This window comes from Arthrobacter endolithicus (assembly GCF_026627425.1).
Taxonomy (GTDB): Bacteria; Actinomycetota; Actinomycetes; order Actinomycetales; family Micrococcaceae; genus Arthrobacter_M.
The window spans coordinates 1-13968 of record NZ_JAPNLH010000034.1; the positions used below are offsets into that span (position 1 = coordinate 1).

General features: G+C 58.9%; 13 protein-coding genes. 8 read left to right on the plus strand and 5 right to left on the minus strand.

The genetic code is table 11. The annotated features are described in order from the left end of the window. Nucleotides 1–235: 235 nt before the first annotated feature. The 5 genes from rpe to OS914_RS17510 all read left to right on the plus strand — a co-directional run bounded on the left by rpe (nucleotide 236) and on the right by OS914_RS17510 (nucleotide 3968). On the plus strand, nucleotides 236–934 hold the full coding sequence (rpe, locus tag OS914_RS17490) for a ribulose-phosphate 3-epimerase (protein ID WP_267547337.1): 699 nt from the start codon (nucleotides 236–238) through the stop codon (nucleotides 932–934). Nucleotides 935–966: 32 nt separating this feature from the next. Continuing rightward, nucleotides 967–1440, plus strand: a complete 474-nt coding sequence (locus OS914_RS17495; protein WP_267547338.1) for a ribose-5-phosphate isomerase — start codon at nucleotides 967–969, stop codon at nucleotides 1438–1440. A gap of 119 nt (nucleotides 1441–1559) precedes the next feature. Beyond that, nucleotides 1560–2588: an ATP-dependent 6-phosphofructokinase gene (locus OS914_RS17500; protein ID WP_267547339.1), complete on the plus strand. Its 1029-nt coding sequence runs from the start codon at nucleotides 1560–1562 to the stop codon at nucleotides 2586–2588. A gap of 77 nt (nucleotides 2589–2665) precedes the next feature. Next, nucleotides 2666–3688, plus strand: coding sequence for a class II fructose-bisphosphate aldolase (gene fbaA / locus OS914_RS17505; protein ID WP_267547340.1), 1023 nt, complete (start codon nucleotides 2666–2668; stop codon nucleotides 3686–3688). 1 nt (nucleotide 3689) lies between these two features. Next, nucleotides 3690–3968 carry a hypothetical protein gene (locus OS914_RS17510; protein ID WP_267547341.1) on the plus strand — a complete coding sequence of 93 codons (279 nt, stop codon included), beginning with the start codon at nucleotides 3690–3692 and terminating at the stop codon, nucleotides 3966–3968. Nucleotides 3969–4049: 81 nt separating this feature from the next. On the opposite strand, the gene OS914_RS17515 is transcribed toward OS914_RS17510, so the two are convergent. The 5 genes from OS914_RS17515 to OS914_RS17535 all read right to left on the minus strand — a co-directional run bounded on the left by OS914_RS17515 (nucleotide 4050) and on the right by OS914_RS17535 (nucleotide 10136). Then, complete coding sequence (locus OS914_RS17515) at nucleotides 4050–4637, minus strand: TetR/AcrR family transcriptional regulator (protein ID WP_267547342.1); 588 nt, start codon at nucleotides 4635–4637, stop codon at nucleotides 4050–4052. A gap of 1218 nt (nucleotides 4638–5855) precedes the next feature. Beyond that, entirely contained in the window at nucleotides 5856–7976 is a 2121-nt protein-coding gene (gene betT / locus OS914_RS17520) for a choline BCCT transporter BetT (RefSeq protein ID WP_267547343.1), read from the minus strand. A 474-nt stretch (nucleotides 7977–8450) separates the two neighbouring features. Further along, complete coding sequence (locus OS914_RS17525; RefSeq protein WP_267547344.1) at nucleotides 8451–8828, minus strand: cupin domain-containing protein; 378 nt, start codon at nucleotides 8826–8828, stop codon at nucleotides 8451–8453. A gap of 152 nt (nucleotides 8829–8980) precedes the next feature. Next, entirely contained in the window at nucleotides 8981–9343 is a 363-nt protein-coding gene (locus tag OS914_RS17530; RefSeq protein WP_267547345.1) for a cupin domain-containing protein, read from the minus strand. A 382-nt stretch (nucleotides 9344–9725) separates the two neighbouring features. Continuing rightward, complete coding sequence (locus tag OS914_RS17535; protein WP_267547346.1) at nucleotides 9726–10136, minus strand: cupin domain-containing protein; 411 nt, start codon at nucleotides 10134–10136, stop codon at nucleotides 9726–9728. Between the two features lie 294 nt (nucleotides 10137–10430). Between OS914_RS17535 and OS914_RS17540 the strand changes: the two genes are divergently transcribed. From OS914_RS17540 to OS914_RS17550, 3 genes are all read left to right on the plus strand, one after another. Next, nucleotides 10431–10580 carry a hypothetical protein gene (locus OS914_RS17540; protein WP_267547347.1) on the plus strand — a complete coding sequence of 50 codons (150 nt, stop codon included), beginning with the start codon at nucleotides 10431–10433 and terminating at the stop codon, nucleotides 10578–10580. A 197-nt stretch (nucleotides 10581–10777) separates the two neighbouring features. Then, nucleotides 10778–12274 carry a glyceraldehyde-3-phosphate dehydrogenase gene (locus tag OS914_RS17545; RefSeq protein WP_267547348.1) on the plus strand — a complete coding sequence of 499 codons (1497 nt, stop codon included), beginning with the start codon at nucleotides 10778–10780 and terminating at the stop codon, nucleotides 12272–12274. A 1189-nt stretch (nucleotides 12275–13463) separates the two neighbouring features. Next, a complete protein-coding gene (locus OS914_RS17550; RefSeq protein ID WP_267547349.1) occupies nucleotides 13464–13826 on the plus strand; it encodes a hypothetical protein in 363 nt (120 codons plus the stop codon). Nucleotides 13827–13968: the final 142 nt, after the last annotated feature.

The following is a 13968-nucleotide window of genomic DNA, read 5'->3' on the forward strand; positions in this document are numbered from 1 at the left end:
TAACCAGCTGGAAAGAACTCCTCACCGACGTCGAAAACGCCCTCACCACCGCCCGGGAAAACAACCCAACCCACTAAACCCCCTCAACCAAAAACAACGAGCCGCAGGCGCAATTCCAGACCCAGGGCCCCACCCGCATAGTCCTACGCGGCATGGGCGGTTCCTCGCTTACACCCGAACATCATGTCCTTGGCACTGTTCCGCAAATTCTGACCGCTACCGAAAGGCAGACACCATGCCCATGTCACACCAGAAGTGCTGCATCAACCCCAGCATCCTCTCGGCCGACTTCGTCAACCTCGAGGCTGAGTTGGCCCGCATCGCCAACGCCGATGCCGTGCACGTGGACGTCATGGACAACCACTTCGTGCCGAATCTGACCATCGGTCTGCCCGTGGTGGAACGGCTGCAAAAGGTCAGCCCTGTGCCGTTGGACGCGCACCTGATGATCGCCAATGTGGACCGCTGGGCGCCGCAGTTCGCCGATGCAGGCCTGTCCTCGGTGACGTTCCACGTCGAGGCGTCTGACGCCCCCATCAAACTCGCCCGCGAACTTCGCGCGCGCGGGTCCAAGGCGGGCATGGCCCTGCGGCCGGCCACCCCGGTGGAACCTTACTTGGACATGCTCCCGGAACTGGACTTGCTGTTGATCATGACGGTGGAGCCGGGCTTTGGCGGCCAGTCCTTCCTGGACGTCATGCTGCCCAAGATCCGCCGGGCCCGCGCGGCGATCGAGGGCTCGGGGGTGGACGTGGCCATCCAGGTCGACGGCGGCATCACGGAGGAAACCATCATTCGTGCTGCGGAGGCCGGGGCCAACGTCTTTGTGGCCGGATCGGCCGTTTACGGAAGGCCGTCGCCGGCGGACGCCATCGAGTCATTGCGCGCGAAGGGCCAGCTCGCCTTCACCCCCACCAACGCTGCACCCCACTAAAATTGCACCCCAACAAGCCTGAAGGACAACTCATGCGCGTTCACATCGCCACCGACCACGCCGGCATGGAGCTCAGCTCCCACCTAATTACCGCACTGTCAGCCAAGGGCTACGAGATGGTCGACCACGGGCCTGCGACTTACGATGCCGAGGACGACTACCCGGCATTCTGCATCAAGGCCGCGTCCGCCGTCGTGGCCGACCAAGCAGCGGGCGTAGACGCCCTCGGGATAGTGCTGGGCGGCTCGGGCAACGGCGAGCAGATCTCCGCGAACAAGGTCAAAGGCGTGCGCGCGGCCTTAGCCTGGAACCTCGACACCGCCAAACTGGCCCGCGAACACAACGATGCCAACGTCGTGGCCGTGGGCGGGCGCCAGCACACCGTCGAGGAGGCCACCGAACTGATAGAGGCGTTCCTGGCCGAACCGTTTAGCAACGCCGAGCGCCACGAGCGCCGCATCGGCAAGATCGCCAGCTACGAGGCCACAGGCGAAGCTGCCGAGTAACTTGGCGCTTGACTCAGCGTTCGGCGCGGGCTCGTCAAGTAGGGAGTGGATTGTCGCAGGCCGAGAGCAGGGGCTCAACCCTACCGGCCTTCAATGCACCCAGAAAGGTAAGGAATCAGATGAGGATTGGCATTCTCACCTCGGGCGGCGACTGTCCAGGGCTGAACGCGGTCATCCGGGGGGCAGTACTGAAGAGCAGTCGCGTCCCAGGCAACGAATTCGTTGGTTTCAAGTACGGTTGGCGAGGAGTCGTCAACGCCGATCTCATGCACCTTGACCGGACTAGTGTCCGGGGTTTATCCAAGCAGGGCGGGACAATCCTTGGCTCATCTCGGACCAACCCATTCGAGGGACCGCGCGGAGGCCCAGAGAATATCTCGCGCGTGATCAAAGAGCACCGTATCGACGCGATACTCGCAGTCGGTGGAGAGGGCACCCTGACGGCAGCCCGGAGGCTCGCGGAAGCGGGATTGCCTGTGGTAGGCGTGCCCAAAACAATCGACAATGACCTCGAAGCGACTGATTACTCGTTTGGCTTCAATACCGCAGTGGAGATCGCCACAGAAGCGGTGGACCGCATTCGCACAACGGCGGAATCTCACCAGCGCTGCATCGTTGTGGAAGTCATGGGCCGCAACGCTGGCTGGATTGCCCTTCATGCCGGCATGGCTGCCGGTGCACACGCAATCCTCATTCCAGAGCATCCCCGCTCGATCGCTCAGATATGCGAGTGGGTCAATTCCGTACGGCACCGGGGGAGAGCCCCCGTTATCGTTGTGGCGGAAGGATTTGTGCTCGAAGGCATGACCGAAGCCCACTCCCACAAGGGACTCGATTCATTTGAGCGCCCCCGATTTGGCGGAATAGCAGACATCCTCGCTCCCATGATCGAGGCCCATGCCGGCATCGAATCCCGCGCTACGGCCCTTGGATTCGCGCAGCGCGGAGGTGTACCCAGTTCATATGACCGCGTATTGGCAACGCGCCTCGGCATGGCAGCCGTAGATCTTGCCATGCAAGAGCACTGGGGCAGCATGGTCGCCTTGCGAGGAACCGAAATCGTCTCCGTGAGCATCGCAGAAGCCACTCACAGGCCGAAGCTCGTCCCCGTTCAACGCTACGAAGAAGCAGCCTTCCTGTTCGGCTGAAAACCCAGCGGAAGTCAGAAAATGCCCTGACCAGCAGGAAAAGACCAATAGAAGACACTCAGCCCAAGGAGCTTTCAATGCCCATTGCAACACCGGACAAATACGCCGAAATGATAGACCGCGCCAAGGCTGGCGGATTCGCCTACCCGGCGGTCAATGTCACCTCCTCGCAGACGCTCAATGCAACGCTCCAGGGCTTCGCCGACGCCAGCTCCGACGGCATCATCCAGGTTTCCACCGGCGGTGCGGCCTACTGGTCCGGCGCTGGAGTGAAGGACATGGTGGCCGGTTCGCTCAGCTTCGCCGCGTTCGCCCGCGAAGTTGCCAGGAATTGCCCTGTTAACGTCGCTCTGCACACCGACCACTGCCCGAAGGACAAACTGGACGGCTTTGTCCTCCCGTTGTTGGCGGCTTCGGAGGCCGAGGTCAAGGCCGGCCGCGATCCAATCTTCAACTCGCACATGTGGGACGGCTCCGTCGAGACCCTGGAGGAAAACCTCCGTATCGGCCGCGAACTACTGGCCCGAACATCCGCCGCGCACATCATTCTTGAGGTGGAGATTGGTGCTGTCGGAGGCGAGGAAGATGGCGTAGAGAACGCCATCAACGACAAGCTGTACTCCACGGTGGACGATGGACTGACCACGGTGGAGGCGCTTGGCTCCGGCGAGAACGGCCGCTACATCACGGCCCTGACGTTCGGCAATGTGCACGGAGTCTACAAGCCGGGCAACGTCAAACTGCGCCCGGAGATCCTCAAGGACATCCAGGCGCGTGTTGGCGCGAAGCTGGGCAAGAACAGCCCGTTTGACCTCGTCTTCCACGGTGGCTCCGGCTCCTCCGAACAGGAAATCAAGGACGCCGTCTCCTACGGGGTCATCAAGATGAACATCGACACCGACACCCAGTACGCGTTCACCCGCCCGGTGGCTGGCCACATGTTCGCGAACTACGACGGCGTGCTGAAGATTGATGGCGACGTTGGCAACAAGAAGACCTACGATCCCCGCGTTTGGGGCGCCGCCGCCGAAAAGGGGCTGGCCGCTCGCATCGTTGAGGCTGCCGTGCAGCTCGGCTCCGCGGGCAAGACGTATAAGTAGTATGAGCGACGGATTTTGCCGGAACCTCATGGGTCTGGAGCATCCGCTGCTTCCGGCCGAGGAGGACATCCATGCGGGGTGGCAGCCGGGGGACGAGGCCGTCGTGGCGGCCCAGTACCCATGTCGTCCCGGCTGGGGGCCATCCTGGCCGAGGGCGAGTGCTATCACGACCCAGGACTTCTGCACTAAAAACGGCCTGACACCGACCAAGAATGACGCCATTTGCCGGCTGCCAGCCCTCGGCTATAACGTCACCCTGACCACCCCGGAGGTGGCCTGACCTACCTTACGTTCGTATTAGGCAACGACTCACCAGTCGGGAGGTATTGCCATGAGGCAAAAATGTGGTGACAGAGGAATTTTAGACGCCGGCCTTGATCAGAAGTGCATCAACCATCATAAAGAACTGCGCGCGATAATCTATCGCCTCCGGGGCAGTCATGCATTGTATGGCCGCCCCGTCGTAGATCATAAGAAAGCACCTTACTAACGTATTGAAACCTATGAGGCACTCGTCACCACTGCTTTTGGCTGCGGAGGAGAATAAATTGCCCAGCTCCACTTCGTAGGCGGGATAAATTTTCGCGGCCAGCGGGCTGACACCGGAATTGCGTGTTGCCCAAAGAATGAGTTCGATCTCAGAAAGTATGCTTGCGGGCTCTTCCTCCAGTGCACGCCAATAGCCTTCGGCCACTTGTTCCACAGCCTTACGAAGTCCCAAATGCCCCGGGACGTCGCTGGAAAAGCGGCGCAGGTTCCTAAACCAAGCCTCGGCGGCAGCCTCCATGAGCTCTTCTTTATTGCTAAAGCAATAATGAGCCGTAGCCAAGGGGGCATTAGCCTCTTTTGCTATAGCTCGAATAGTTACCGATTGAACACCCTCACGACGCATAATTTCAACGGTCGCTGAAATCAACTGTTCTTTTCGCTCTTCTGAGGATACCCGCATAACACACTCTCCAGTCTCCCGGTTTCGGCCCGACGAGCATTTTCCTTACATTATGACTATTACTTTGGTCATGGGAAACGTTCAACCTCTTCACCTTGAACGACCAACGTGTGCCGGATGTCGGGCTGCTCGCAAAATGATTCCCGCGTGCTTAGCTAATGGGTTCGCGTAGTCGTGCGATTCCCCGAGTTCTGACAGCTTACTGGCCTTGGGTCGAAGTGGCTGCCCGGGAGGTGGTCGCCGGTAACTCTGTAGCGGGTGGATGTTGCAGTTCAGATGCGGCGGCGGGGCTGGAGTCTGCGCAAAAGTATTCGGTACTTCCTGTTTCATACGGCAGATCCACGGCATGGCACTTGACGGGCACCGTCTTCTTTGCAGCCTTTTGTCTGTCCCATTTGTAGGATCTTTTTTACTGGCTTTAACGGCAAGGGCGGCATGGGCTCCTTCCTGGCACAGGCGAAGCAGCGAATTTGGTTCGGCGAGAGCGTTTCACGATTTCATGACGGAGTAGGCGTTTGGTACAACCCCGCGAGCAATAGAGGATCAAACTTCCAGAGCTGGACTGACGAGATCCGAGCCCCTGGGGCGGCCATGGAATCGTGTGCCTTCTGATGGCCGTTTATGGGAAGTCTCTCGCTGCCGCTGCCAACTAACTTTCCACAGCATGTTAATGAACTCCTCAATTACCACCGGTGCGTAGGGTTGCGGCTGCCCGGTCTTCACTGGCCGGGTGCTTTGTGGCTTCCTGACTGCCGGATTGATCTGGCCTGCCCAGTCTATTTGCCGTGCTGACCGCAACACTGTGCGCTCGTATGCGAAGGTGCCGGTTGTAAGGGCCCCAAATGACCTTGACCCGGCAACGCCGCCGGGGAACCGACCATGCCGGCCACGAGATGGCCGCATGGGTGTGGCAGCCCTTTGGAACACCCCGGCGACATCGTGCATGACAAGCTCCTCGCTTTGGGGTTCATCAGGTGGCAGGCGCGACAACTCGAACGGCGTGCACACGACGCGTCTGGAGAGGTACATGCTGGGCTACGGATTCGCCGCCACCAAGTTTATGGTGGCGGCGAAAGCCACCTCGAGAGCCTACTTTTGCGCCTAATCCCTGAGAAGCTGGATTTGTTCCCCATCGAAGTTTTGCGACCTGGTGGTCTAGGCCGCTGCCGGATTCCGGAGCGCGAAAGAGGTCCCTGCGTGACTTAGGCCGGTCACCCCTTAACGCCGCCGCCTGCGCGCTGTGGAACCCGTGGCTGACGTTACCGGCGGGGTGAGTACGGAAGAGCCGTCGTGTTGACCCAAGGAGGTTAGAAAGCCCAGATGGCCTTCGTAACGGGCCAGGACGTCGTCGATAATTTGCTGCTGCGTTACGCCCATCAAGTCGTAGCCCTCGGAGCCGGTCGGTGAGAAAACCTCCGCGCGGTAGTAATAGTCCGCTCCGTGGAACGTCCGCCCACCGAACGTCGGCACCGGGGCTTCGACGCCCTGAACCTGATAGAGGAAGTCGCGATGGTCCGGAATGATGACAACCAGCGCGTAATCGGTGATACCCGTGTATTGGCTCGGGACAGCGTCCAGAGTTGCCTGGTGACCTTGTTCAATAAACTCGTTGACCAGCTCAGCTAGGGCTGGCTGGGCCGTGTGTTCCATGAACTTCGCTAACTCATTTTTGGAGGGATAGGACCGTATCCCTGTCAGTCTCTGGCGCCAAGTGCGGTCTGGCCCGTGGCTGCCGTGCACAGCCTTCGACTGTTGACGCAGCAGCTGGCTCTCGCGTTGGGCCCGCTCCACCCGCAGTGCTTTCGTGAAGGAGGCCATGACCAACCAGGCGATGATCGTCACCGGCAAAGCGAAGATCAGTGTGGCGTGTTCCATGGTGGTCACGCCGCCTGCTACCAGCATCGCGATGGTTAGCAGCGCGGTGAGGATGGCCCAAAAGATTCGCAGCCATTTAGCCCCGTCCTGGGTTGCGTTAGTGATGCGGGAGGAGAAATTGGACATCATCATGGCGCCGGAGTTGGCGCTGGTGAGGTAGAACAGCATGCCGGACAACGTGCCTAACCCGATCAAGAAAGCGCCTCCAGGAAACATCTCGAGTAGCGCATACCAGCCCCGTTCCGGACTGTCTATGGCCAATTCGGCGAACTTCGTGTTGCCGTTCAGTACCTCGTGCATGGCGCTGTTGCCGAAGATGCTCACGACCAGGAAATCACACAACACCGGTGCGGTTATGGCAGCGATAACGAACTCACGCAACGTCCGGCCACGTGAGATACGTGCCAGGAACAGACCCACGAACGGACCCCAGGCAAGCCAGAAGGCCCAGAAGAACAGGGTCCAGCCGGCCATCCAATCTGAACCGCCCGACTGATACGCGAACGTCTGCAACGTGCGGCCGGGCAGTGTGACGGCAAAGCGGCCAATGTTCTCCACCAGGGCGTTGAGCAGGAACGAGGTCTGGCCGGTCACCAGGATGTATAGCAGCAAGGCCGCAGCGGCCCAGATGTTCAGCTCCGCGACCCAGCGGATTCCTTTGTCAACGCCGGAGGTGCACGAGGCGATGGTCAGCACGACGGCGACTACCACCAGCGCGATCTGCAGGGCCAGGCCTGACTCCAGACCAAAAATTAAGGAGAAGCCGATGTCCAGCAACACCACGCCTATTCCCATGGCCGTGGCCACGCCGAAAACGGTACCCACGAGGGTGACGACGTCGATCGCGTCGCCGAGGCCGCCCCTGACGCGCTTGCCCAGCAACGGATACAAGACTGCCCGGATCGACAGCGGCGTTCCCCACCGGTAGGCGAAATACCCCATGGCCATGCCCAGAAGCGCATACATGGCCCAGCCAGCGATCCCGTAGTGGAACATGGTCCAGACCACGGCGTCTTGGGCTGCGGCCGCTGTTTGGCCTGTCCCCTCCGGGGGGTGCATGTACTGGGTGATGGGTCCGGTCACGGAGTAGAACAGCATGTCGATTCCCACACCGGCGGCGAACAGTTGTGCCACCCATGTGAAGAGTTTGTACTGTGGACGGGAATTATCTGGGCCCATCCGGACCGAGCCCACCTTGGACAGCGCCACCCACAGCACAAAACCGATCACTGCAGTGACGGTCACAACGTACACCCAGCCGACGTTCGCTGCGACCCAAGACGTCACAACCGCCATGGTGTCATCCGCGTTCGCGGGGAACCCCATCGCCCAAATAGTGAAAGCGAGGATGACGATAGACGCGATGGTGAATACGCGCCAATTAACCTTGGGCACATTGTTCTCGATGATTTTGACGGGGGACGCGCCAGGTTCTTGGGTCTTGTCGGTTTCGATGATACTCATAATTCCAACTCCAACTTTTGGTCTAGGTTGCGAGAAACGCAGCACATAATTGTGGTGTTCTCGGCTTTTACTTGGTCGGTCAGGTGAAGATCCCTGTACTGGGGGCCCTCGAAGTGCTGGTAGGGAACATCTCCCCCCTGAGTTACCTCGGCTCCCGCCGCAACAAGCAGATGATGCCTAGCCGTTGCCGCAGGGGTAAAGGTAATTGTGGGGACGCGAAACATAAACACGATCACCGATGACGAGCTGATGCATGGCCAGAGAGCCGCTAGCGCTGTCTTCGACATGGAGTACCGAGATGGTGTATTCCGATGGGGTGCTGCCTGAGCCGGTGAGCGAGTATGCATCGGGGCCCCCGTATTGGACCAAAAGGTGGCGCCCCGGGTAGGGGAGGCAGATGCCTCCCCTACCCGGGGAGCAGCCGGTATCTAAGTGGTGCCAGCTGCAGTATGGATTCGGATCGTGCGGTGTTCCCTAGGCCGACATGGAGCCATGAGCGGTGAAGAATCCTAGACCGTAGTCGGGGGTTTCAAACGTCACTTCTGCTCCCTTAGGGAAGAACAGCACGTCGCGCTCCTTCGCGTGTGTGACTTTCCCCGTCGCCCGGTCGGTGAGGATGAACTCACCCTTGATGACGACCTTCATCTCGTCGCAGCTGTACGTGTACACCAGAGGTTCGGAGGCCCTCAGCTCGAAAAATCCGGAGCTCATAACCGACCCTCCAGGGTTGGTGAGTGAGTCAGCGATGGCGGCGTCACATCCAGGCACGTTCATCGACGGCAGTCCGATATAGCCTTGTTCCACCTTGTGGATGGATCCGGCCTTACTCAGTTTTCCTACGAGGGTTTCCATGGTTACTCCTGTAAGTAGTGTTGTGCTGATTAGGGTTGTGAAAGTCTGACTTATATCTTTGTGACGACTGTTCATTATTGATAGCCGTTATTGTTGAAATCTGTGAGAGCAGCTGATGGGGATTCGTATCGGAATGGCCGTGTTCGCCGCTGCTAGAAGATCACGAAAACCTTGCGCAGTGTTTCGTGAATCTCCCAGTTACCGCTCCAACCCCGGGGAACGAAGACCGTGTCTCCGGGCCCAACGAACTCAGCCTCGCCCCCATCGGCGGTGATGGTCATGGACCCTGAAAGAACATGAAGAAATTCGTGTGTTTCAAGAACCCAGCGAGAGGGCCCAGCAGTGCATTCCCAAATGCCGGATTCGGCACCGTTCTCGTCCTTCCACATGTAGATTCCGCGAGTGTCCATCTGCGGTCCGGTCGCTTCAGGACAAGGACCCCAATCCTCCAGCTCTTTAACGTTCTCTGCATCGCGGATAAGGCTGGCGGGGATGGAGACTGTCTTCTCAGTCATTACTTTTCCTTTCGTGTGGGCTATCAGCTACTTCTGCCGATATTAGTTTTTTGGTTGATTGCGGACCGATTCGACCTCATATGCGGTTCAAGGTCTTCCGCGTCGTGCCGGCGTCCTGCCAAAGGCACGTACAAGGCGATCGATGAACCCTGCCAAGATCAGCGTGCTGATCCCAGCTTCGAATCCGGATATAAAGTTTCACTGCACTGGAGACTCAATTGTCGAGTTGTTCAGCCTGTTTTACTGATCAACGATCGATGCATCCTCAATTCCTAGCCAGTGGGGGCCCAGACTCACCATGGATGCAGGCAGCACCACTTCTGAGCCTGGTTTAGGGCGTAGAGCATGTGAGTGTCCAGTCCTGACGGGGATGTATTAGGGCTCAGATTTCGGAGTATTGGAAGGAGTGCGACTCGAGGCCTTCGGGGTTGGGGCCATAAATGGTGACCATCCGTGCGTAGACGGGTGCCCAGTACCTGCCGAGCCGGCCGGGATTGACACGCGCGGAATCGCCCGGCTTCAGGATGACAGTCTTGCCTTCGCTCTCGATATGGAGTTCGCCTTCCAGTACGAAAGCAGTCTCGCTATGCGGGTGAAAGTCCTCCCAGGCACAGGCCTTCAGCTCCCACTCTGAGAGTATGAAGTCGTCCCATGGGCCGTTGGGGTGGGAATTTATGAATCGGCAGCGCAGTCGCCCCCATTCACCCTCCATGGCCTCCATGGACTTTCCTGGCCAAAAGTCGATCGCTTCCCCGGTCGTCAGTGGCGGGGGCTGAGGCGTGGTTGTGGCCATGGTCGTTACCGTTTCTGTGGTGGGGAAACTGCTAAGAGGTGTGCCCTGGTAGATCCGAGTGACAGTCCATCAACGTGATGCGTGTCACTGCAATGTGAATACTGTGACATGAACGGATGTTCAAGTCAATGGTTCGTAATGACTCGTTATGTAACGATCGACGGGGTAATCCATGTAGGGGCTACCAAAAAGAGTAGTTTGAGCCGTCCCGAATTAGCGTTTACCCTACCCGCAAATGATAGGAGGATGGAAGACAGGCCCACGTCTGGAGGACTAGAAGTGAATTTCCGCGTCATGAACGAACCCGCCTCGGATTTGTCCGGGGAAACCATTGCCAGCAACGTTTCCCTCGTCTTGGGGGAGATTGCACCTGCCAGCGCGGTCATCGGCGAAGAGCAGCCGGCAACTGCGTCCAGGCTGCTGGGACGTGGCAAGAGGTCGTGAAAGCTGCCCAGAACGCAACCAAGGCACAGGCTGGGACCATTGCCCTTACCTTAAACACGGGCTCTGCGCTCGATAACTCGGCTGACGCCGCCGTGGTCGTTCCAGCCCAGCAGGAAACTGATCACGGTTCCGGGGCGGGCAGCCAGGGAAGTCCAGCGTGCGTCAAACAAATCCGAACCCTTTTGGAAGGCAGCCCGATGCTACAGAACTCAGAATCTAGTCTTGATACGTGGATGGACCGGGAGGCCCGCGCCGAGGCCATGATTCCGGTGATCGGCCGGCTGTACCGCGAAAACAACGTGGTGACCAGCATTCATGGCCGAAGTTTGATCAACGTGTCCACTATGAACATCCTCAAGGCGCACCGCTTCGCTCGCCGGATCAGTAAGGAGGAATTGCTGCTGGAGGAGACTGCCCCTTTGTTGAATACATTGGCGCAGCTGAAGCTGGGCTCGGCCGCGATCGACATCGCGCGCCTGAACCAGAAGTTTAAGGAAGAGGGCAACGGTGCCACCCTTGAGGAATTCCTTCGTGCCGAACTCATTGAGATCGTGGGTAAGAGCGGGAGTGGCGACCGCACCAGCAGCACTAGCACCGACGTCGTGCTCTACGGCTTCGGCCGCATCGGCCGGCTGCTGGCTCGCCTCCTTATCGAAAAGAACGGTGGTGGCCATGGCCTGCGCCTGCGCGCCATTGTGGTCCGCCGCGGGTCCGACAACGACCTTGCCAAGCGTGCAAGCCTGCTGCGCCGCGACTCGGTTCACGGTTCCTTCGAGGGCACCATCAGGATCAACGAGAATGCCAATACCATCACTGCCAACGGGGTTCAGGTGCAGGTCATCTACTCGGACAACCCAGCCACCATTGACTACCCCGCCTACGGCATCAAGAATGCCCTGTTGGTGGACAACACCGGCCGTTGGCGTGACGCTGAAGGACTGTCCCAGCACCTACAGAGCAAGGGTATTGCTCGGGTACTTCTGACCGCTCCGGGCAAGGGTCAGCTGAAGAACATCGTCCACGGCATCAACCACGGCACCATCGAGGACACGGACCTGATCGTGTCCGCGGCGTCCTGCACTACGAACGCCATCACTCCGGTCCTAAAAGCCATCAATGACAGGTTCGGCGTTATCCACGGCCACGTGGAAACTGTCCATTCGTTCACCAATGACCAGAACCTGATCGACAACTTCCACAAGGGTGACCGGCGCGGCCGCTCCGCCGCGCTGAACATGGTGATTACCGAAACCGGTGCCGCCCAGGCAGTGGCCAAGGCGCTGCCCGAACTGCTGGGCAAGCTCACGGGCAGCTCCATTCGGGTACCCACTCCGGACGTGTCACTGGCGATCCTGAACCTCAGCCTCGAAAACGGAACCACCAAGGAGGCGGTGAACAACTACCTCCGTGAGATGTCGCTGCACTCTGACCTGCGCAAGCAGATCGACTACGTTGACTCACCTGAGGTCGTCTCTACCGACTTCGTCGGTTCCCGTCGTACCGGTATTGTGGACGGCCTCGCCACCGTTACCACGGACACGAACCTGATCCTCTACGTCTGGTACGACAACGAGTTCGGTTACAGCTGCCAGGTGGTCCGCGTCATGGAGGAGATGGCCGGCGTTAACCGGCCGTCCTACCCCGTGACGGATGTCGTTCAGGAGGCCATGTCGGTGCTTGCCGCGCTGGGATAGGCCTAGCATCCGTACTCCTCCATTACTCATGTAGCCGGGTGGAACTCTTCAGGTAAGAGTTTTTGACATTCTCAACGTCCTGTCACCTGCCAGATTTCACCTTCGCGCCAAAAACTCAAAAGTCCGATTTCAGCCAAATCTTGGATAGACCCACGGCTTAAAGACAATGGCTGTCCAGCCCTCATTCCCAGACGGTGAGCCAGCCGGTCCTTTTGACGATTTGCGGGCCTAGTGCGGTCACGATGTTGTACCAGGGTAGTGATCCTCGAAGCCATGCCGCTCTTGGTGAACATGATGTCGCTCATTTCCACGGCTTGGGCGTGGTGGGGCAACATCATCTGGGCGATCGTTTCGTCGTCCGCATTATGTTCTCCGCCGCTGGCAGAGGCCTGCGTGCTTGACGCGTCGGACCGCCATGATTATTGCGCGGAGTAGAAGCTCTGTCAGGGGTCGTGGACAGCTGGCCAAGGCGAGCATAGAGGAAAAGACGGTTGTGGAAAAGGTCAGTTTTTTCGCTGAGGGGATAGTCCTCCACTCAATTATCTCAAGAGGGGTGTTCGATACCCCGTGGTGGGGTACGTTGACGCGGCCCCGCCAGGTAACGGCGGGTCGGGTCGTCGGTTTACGCCATCGAGGTCTGGTAAAGGTCGCCTACCGGCAAGTCTGCTGCCGGCGTCGGAGGTGACCGCCTGGGCGCCCGGATCCATCGTGCCCGATTTCGCTAGTGGGACGGAGGCAAAGGAGAGATGGGTCTTCTCATAGGCATATCTTTCCCGAGGCCGGTGACGAGGAACGTGTTGCGGACTTTCCTTTCCTCCCCGGTGGATACACATGCCGGTGGAGGTCGTGATCCGATTCCAGACCATGGACCCGACCCGAACGGCCAGAAGGGTGTTCATGGGTTCAGCAACATAAGTGACGGATTTGCTGTTAGCTGCAACTTTAAACTGACCGTAGACGGCATTTTGAAGTGACCGTTCGCGGCAGTGGTTTTGACCAATGGCTGCAAGTGTTTTGACCAGTGGTTCGCCGCGGGATCTGCGGAGGGGCGTGCTGGGAATCCCCTGTCCATCCCTCGTGTCGATACGAGGAGAGCCCCTTCCTTCGGGGTGAAATGACGATGCCAATCGTTTCGATTTCACCCATTTTGGGAAGGAAGGGGCTTGTTATGAAGTCTCCAGGAGAGTTCATGGAAATTTTAGCTGCTTTTGATCTAACCCAGTCCTACCGTGGCGCCGCCGAGGTCTGCGGCGTTTCACACAATACTGTCCGTTCCTACGTGAAAGCCCGTGAAGAAGGCGCCCAAGCGCCGACCGCCCGGAAGCGTGGCAGGATCACCGACCCGTACCTGCCACAGATGAAGTCGCTGGTCGAACAGTCACGAGTGAAGATCCGCGGAGACGTCGTGCATGGAAAGCTCGTCGCCTTGGGCTACACCGGTTCAATCCGCACTACCCGCTACGTGCTGGCCGGGCTGAAGTCGAGATACCGGGCCCAAAACGCCCGCGTTCACCGCCCGTGGACGGTCGAGCCAGGGCTGTGGCTCTTATGAAGAATTCTTCATAAGAGCCACTATGTAGAACGCGCGGTTATGCAGAAACCAGGTGGTCCTGGCCGGGAAATGAGTTGCCGTCGTGCTGATCTGTTCTGGTCGGCTTTCTACATAATCGCATGTGGCGCATGCTTGTTTTCTC

Bases quoted from the DNA above. Each gene is read 5' to 3' on its own strand.
- OS914_RS17540 (WP_267547347.1), top strand. From the start codon at position 10,431: ATGAACGAACCCGCCTCGGATTTGTCCGGGGAAACCATTGCCAGCAAC.
- betT (WP_267547343.1), bottom strand. From the start codon at position 7,976: ATGAGTATCATCGAAACCGACAAGACCCAAGAACCTGGCGCGTCCCCC.
- OS914_RS17550 (WP_267547349.1), top strand. From the start codon at position 13,464: ATGGAAATTTTAGCTGCTTTTGATCTAACCCAGTCCTACCGTGGCGCC.
- OS914_RS17535 (WP_267547346.1), bottom strand. From the start codon at position 10,136: ATGGCCACAACCACGCCTCAGCCCCCGCCACTGACGACCGGGGAAGCG.
- OS914_RS17500 (WP_267547339.1), top strand. From the start codon at position 1,560: ATGAGGATTGGCATTCTCACCTCGGGCGGCGACTGTCCAGGGCTGAAC.
- fbaA (WP_267547340.1), top strand. From the start codon at position 2,666: ATGCCCATTGCAACACCGGACAAATACGCCGAAATGATAGACCGCGCC.
- OS914_RS17530 (WP_267547345.1), bottom strand. From the start codon at position 9,343: ATGACTGAGAAGACAGTCTCCATCCCCGCCAGCCTTATCCGCGATGCA.
- rpe (WP_267547337.1), top strand. From the start codon at position 236: ATGCCCATGTCACACCAGAAGTGCTGCATCAACCCCAGCATCCTCTCG.
- OS914_RS17545 (WP_267547348.1), top strand. From the start codon at position 10,778: ATGCTACAGAACTCAGAATCTAGTCTTGATACGTGGATGGACCGGGAG.
- OS914_RS17510 (WP_267547341.1), top strand. From the start codon at position 3,690: ATGAGCGACGGATTTTGCCGGAACCTCATGGGTCTGGAGCATCCGCTG.
- OS914_RS17525 (WP_267547344.1), bottom strand. From the start codon at position 8,828: ATGGAAACCCTCGTAGGAAAACTGAGTAAGGCCGGATCCATCCACAAG.
- OS914_RS17515 (WP_267547342.1), bottom strand. From the start codon at position 4,637: ATGCGGGTATCCTCAGAAGAGCGAAAAGAACAGTTGATTTCAGCGACC.
- OS914_RS17495 (WP_267547338.1), top strand. From the start codon at position 967: ATGCGCGTTCACATCGCCACCGACCACGCCGGCATGGAGCTCAGCTCC.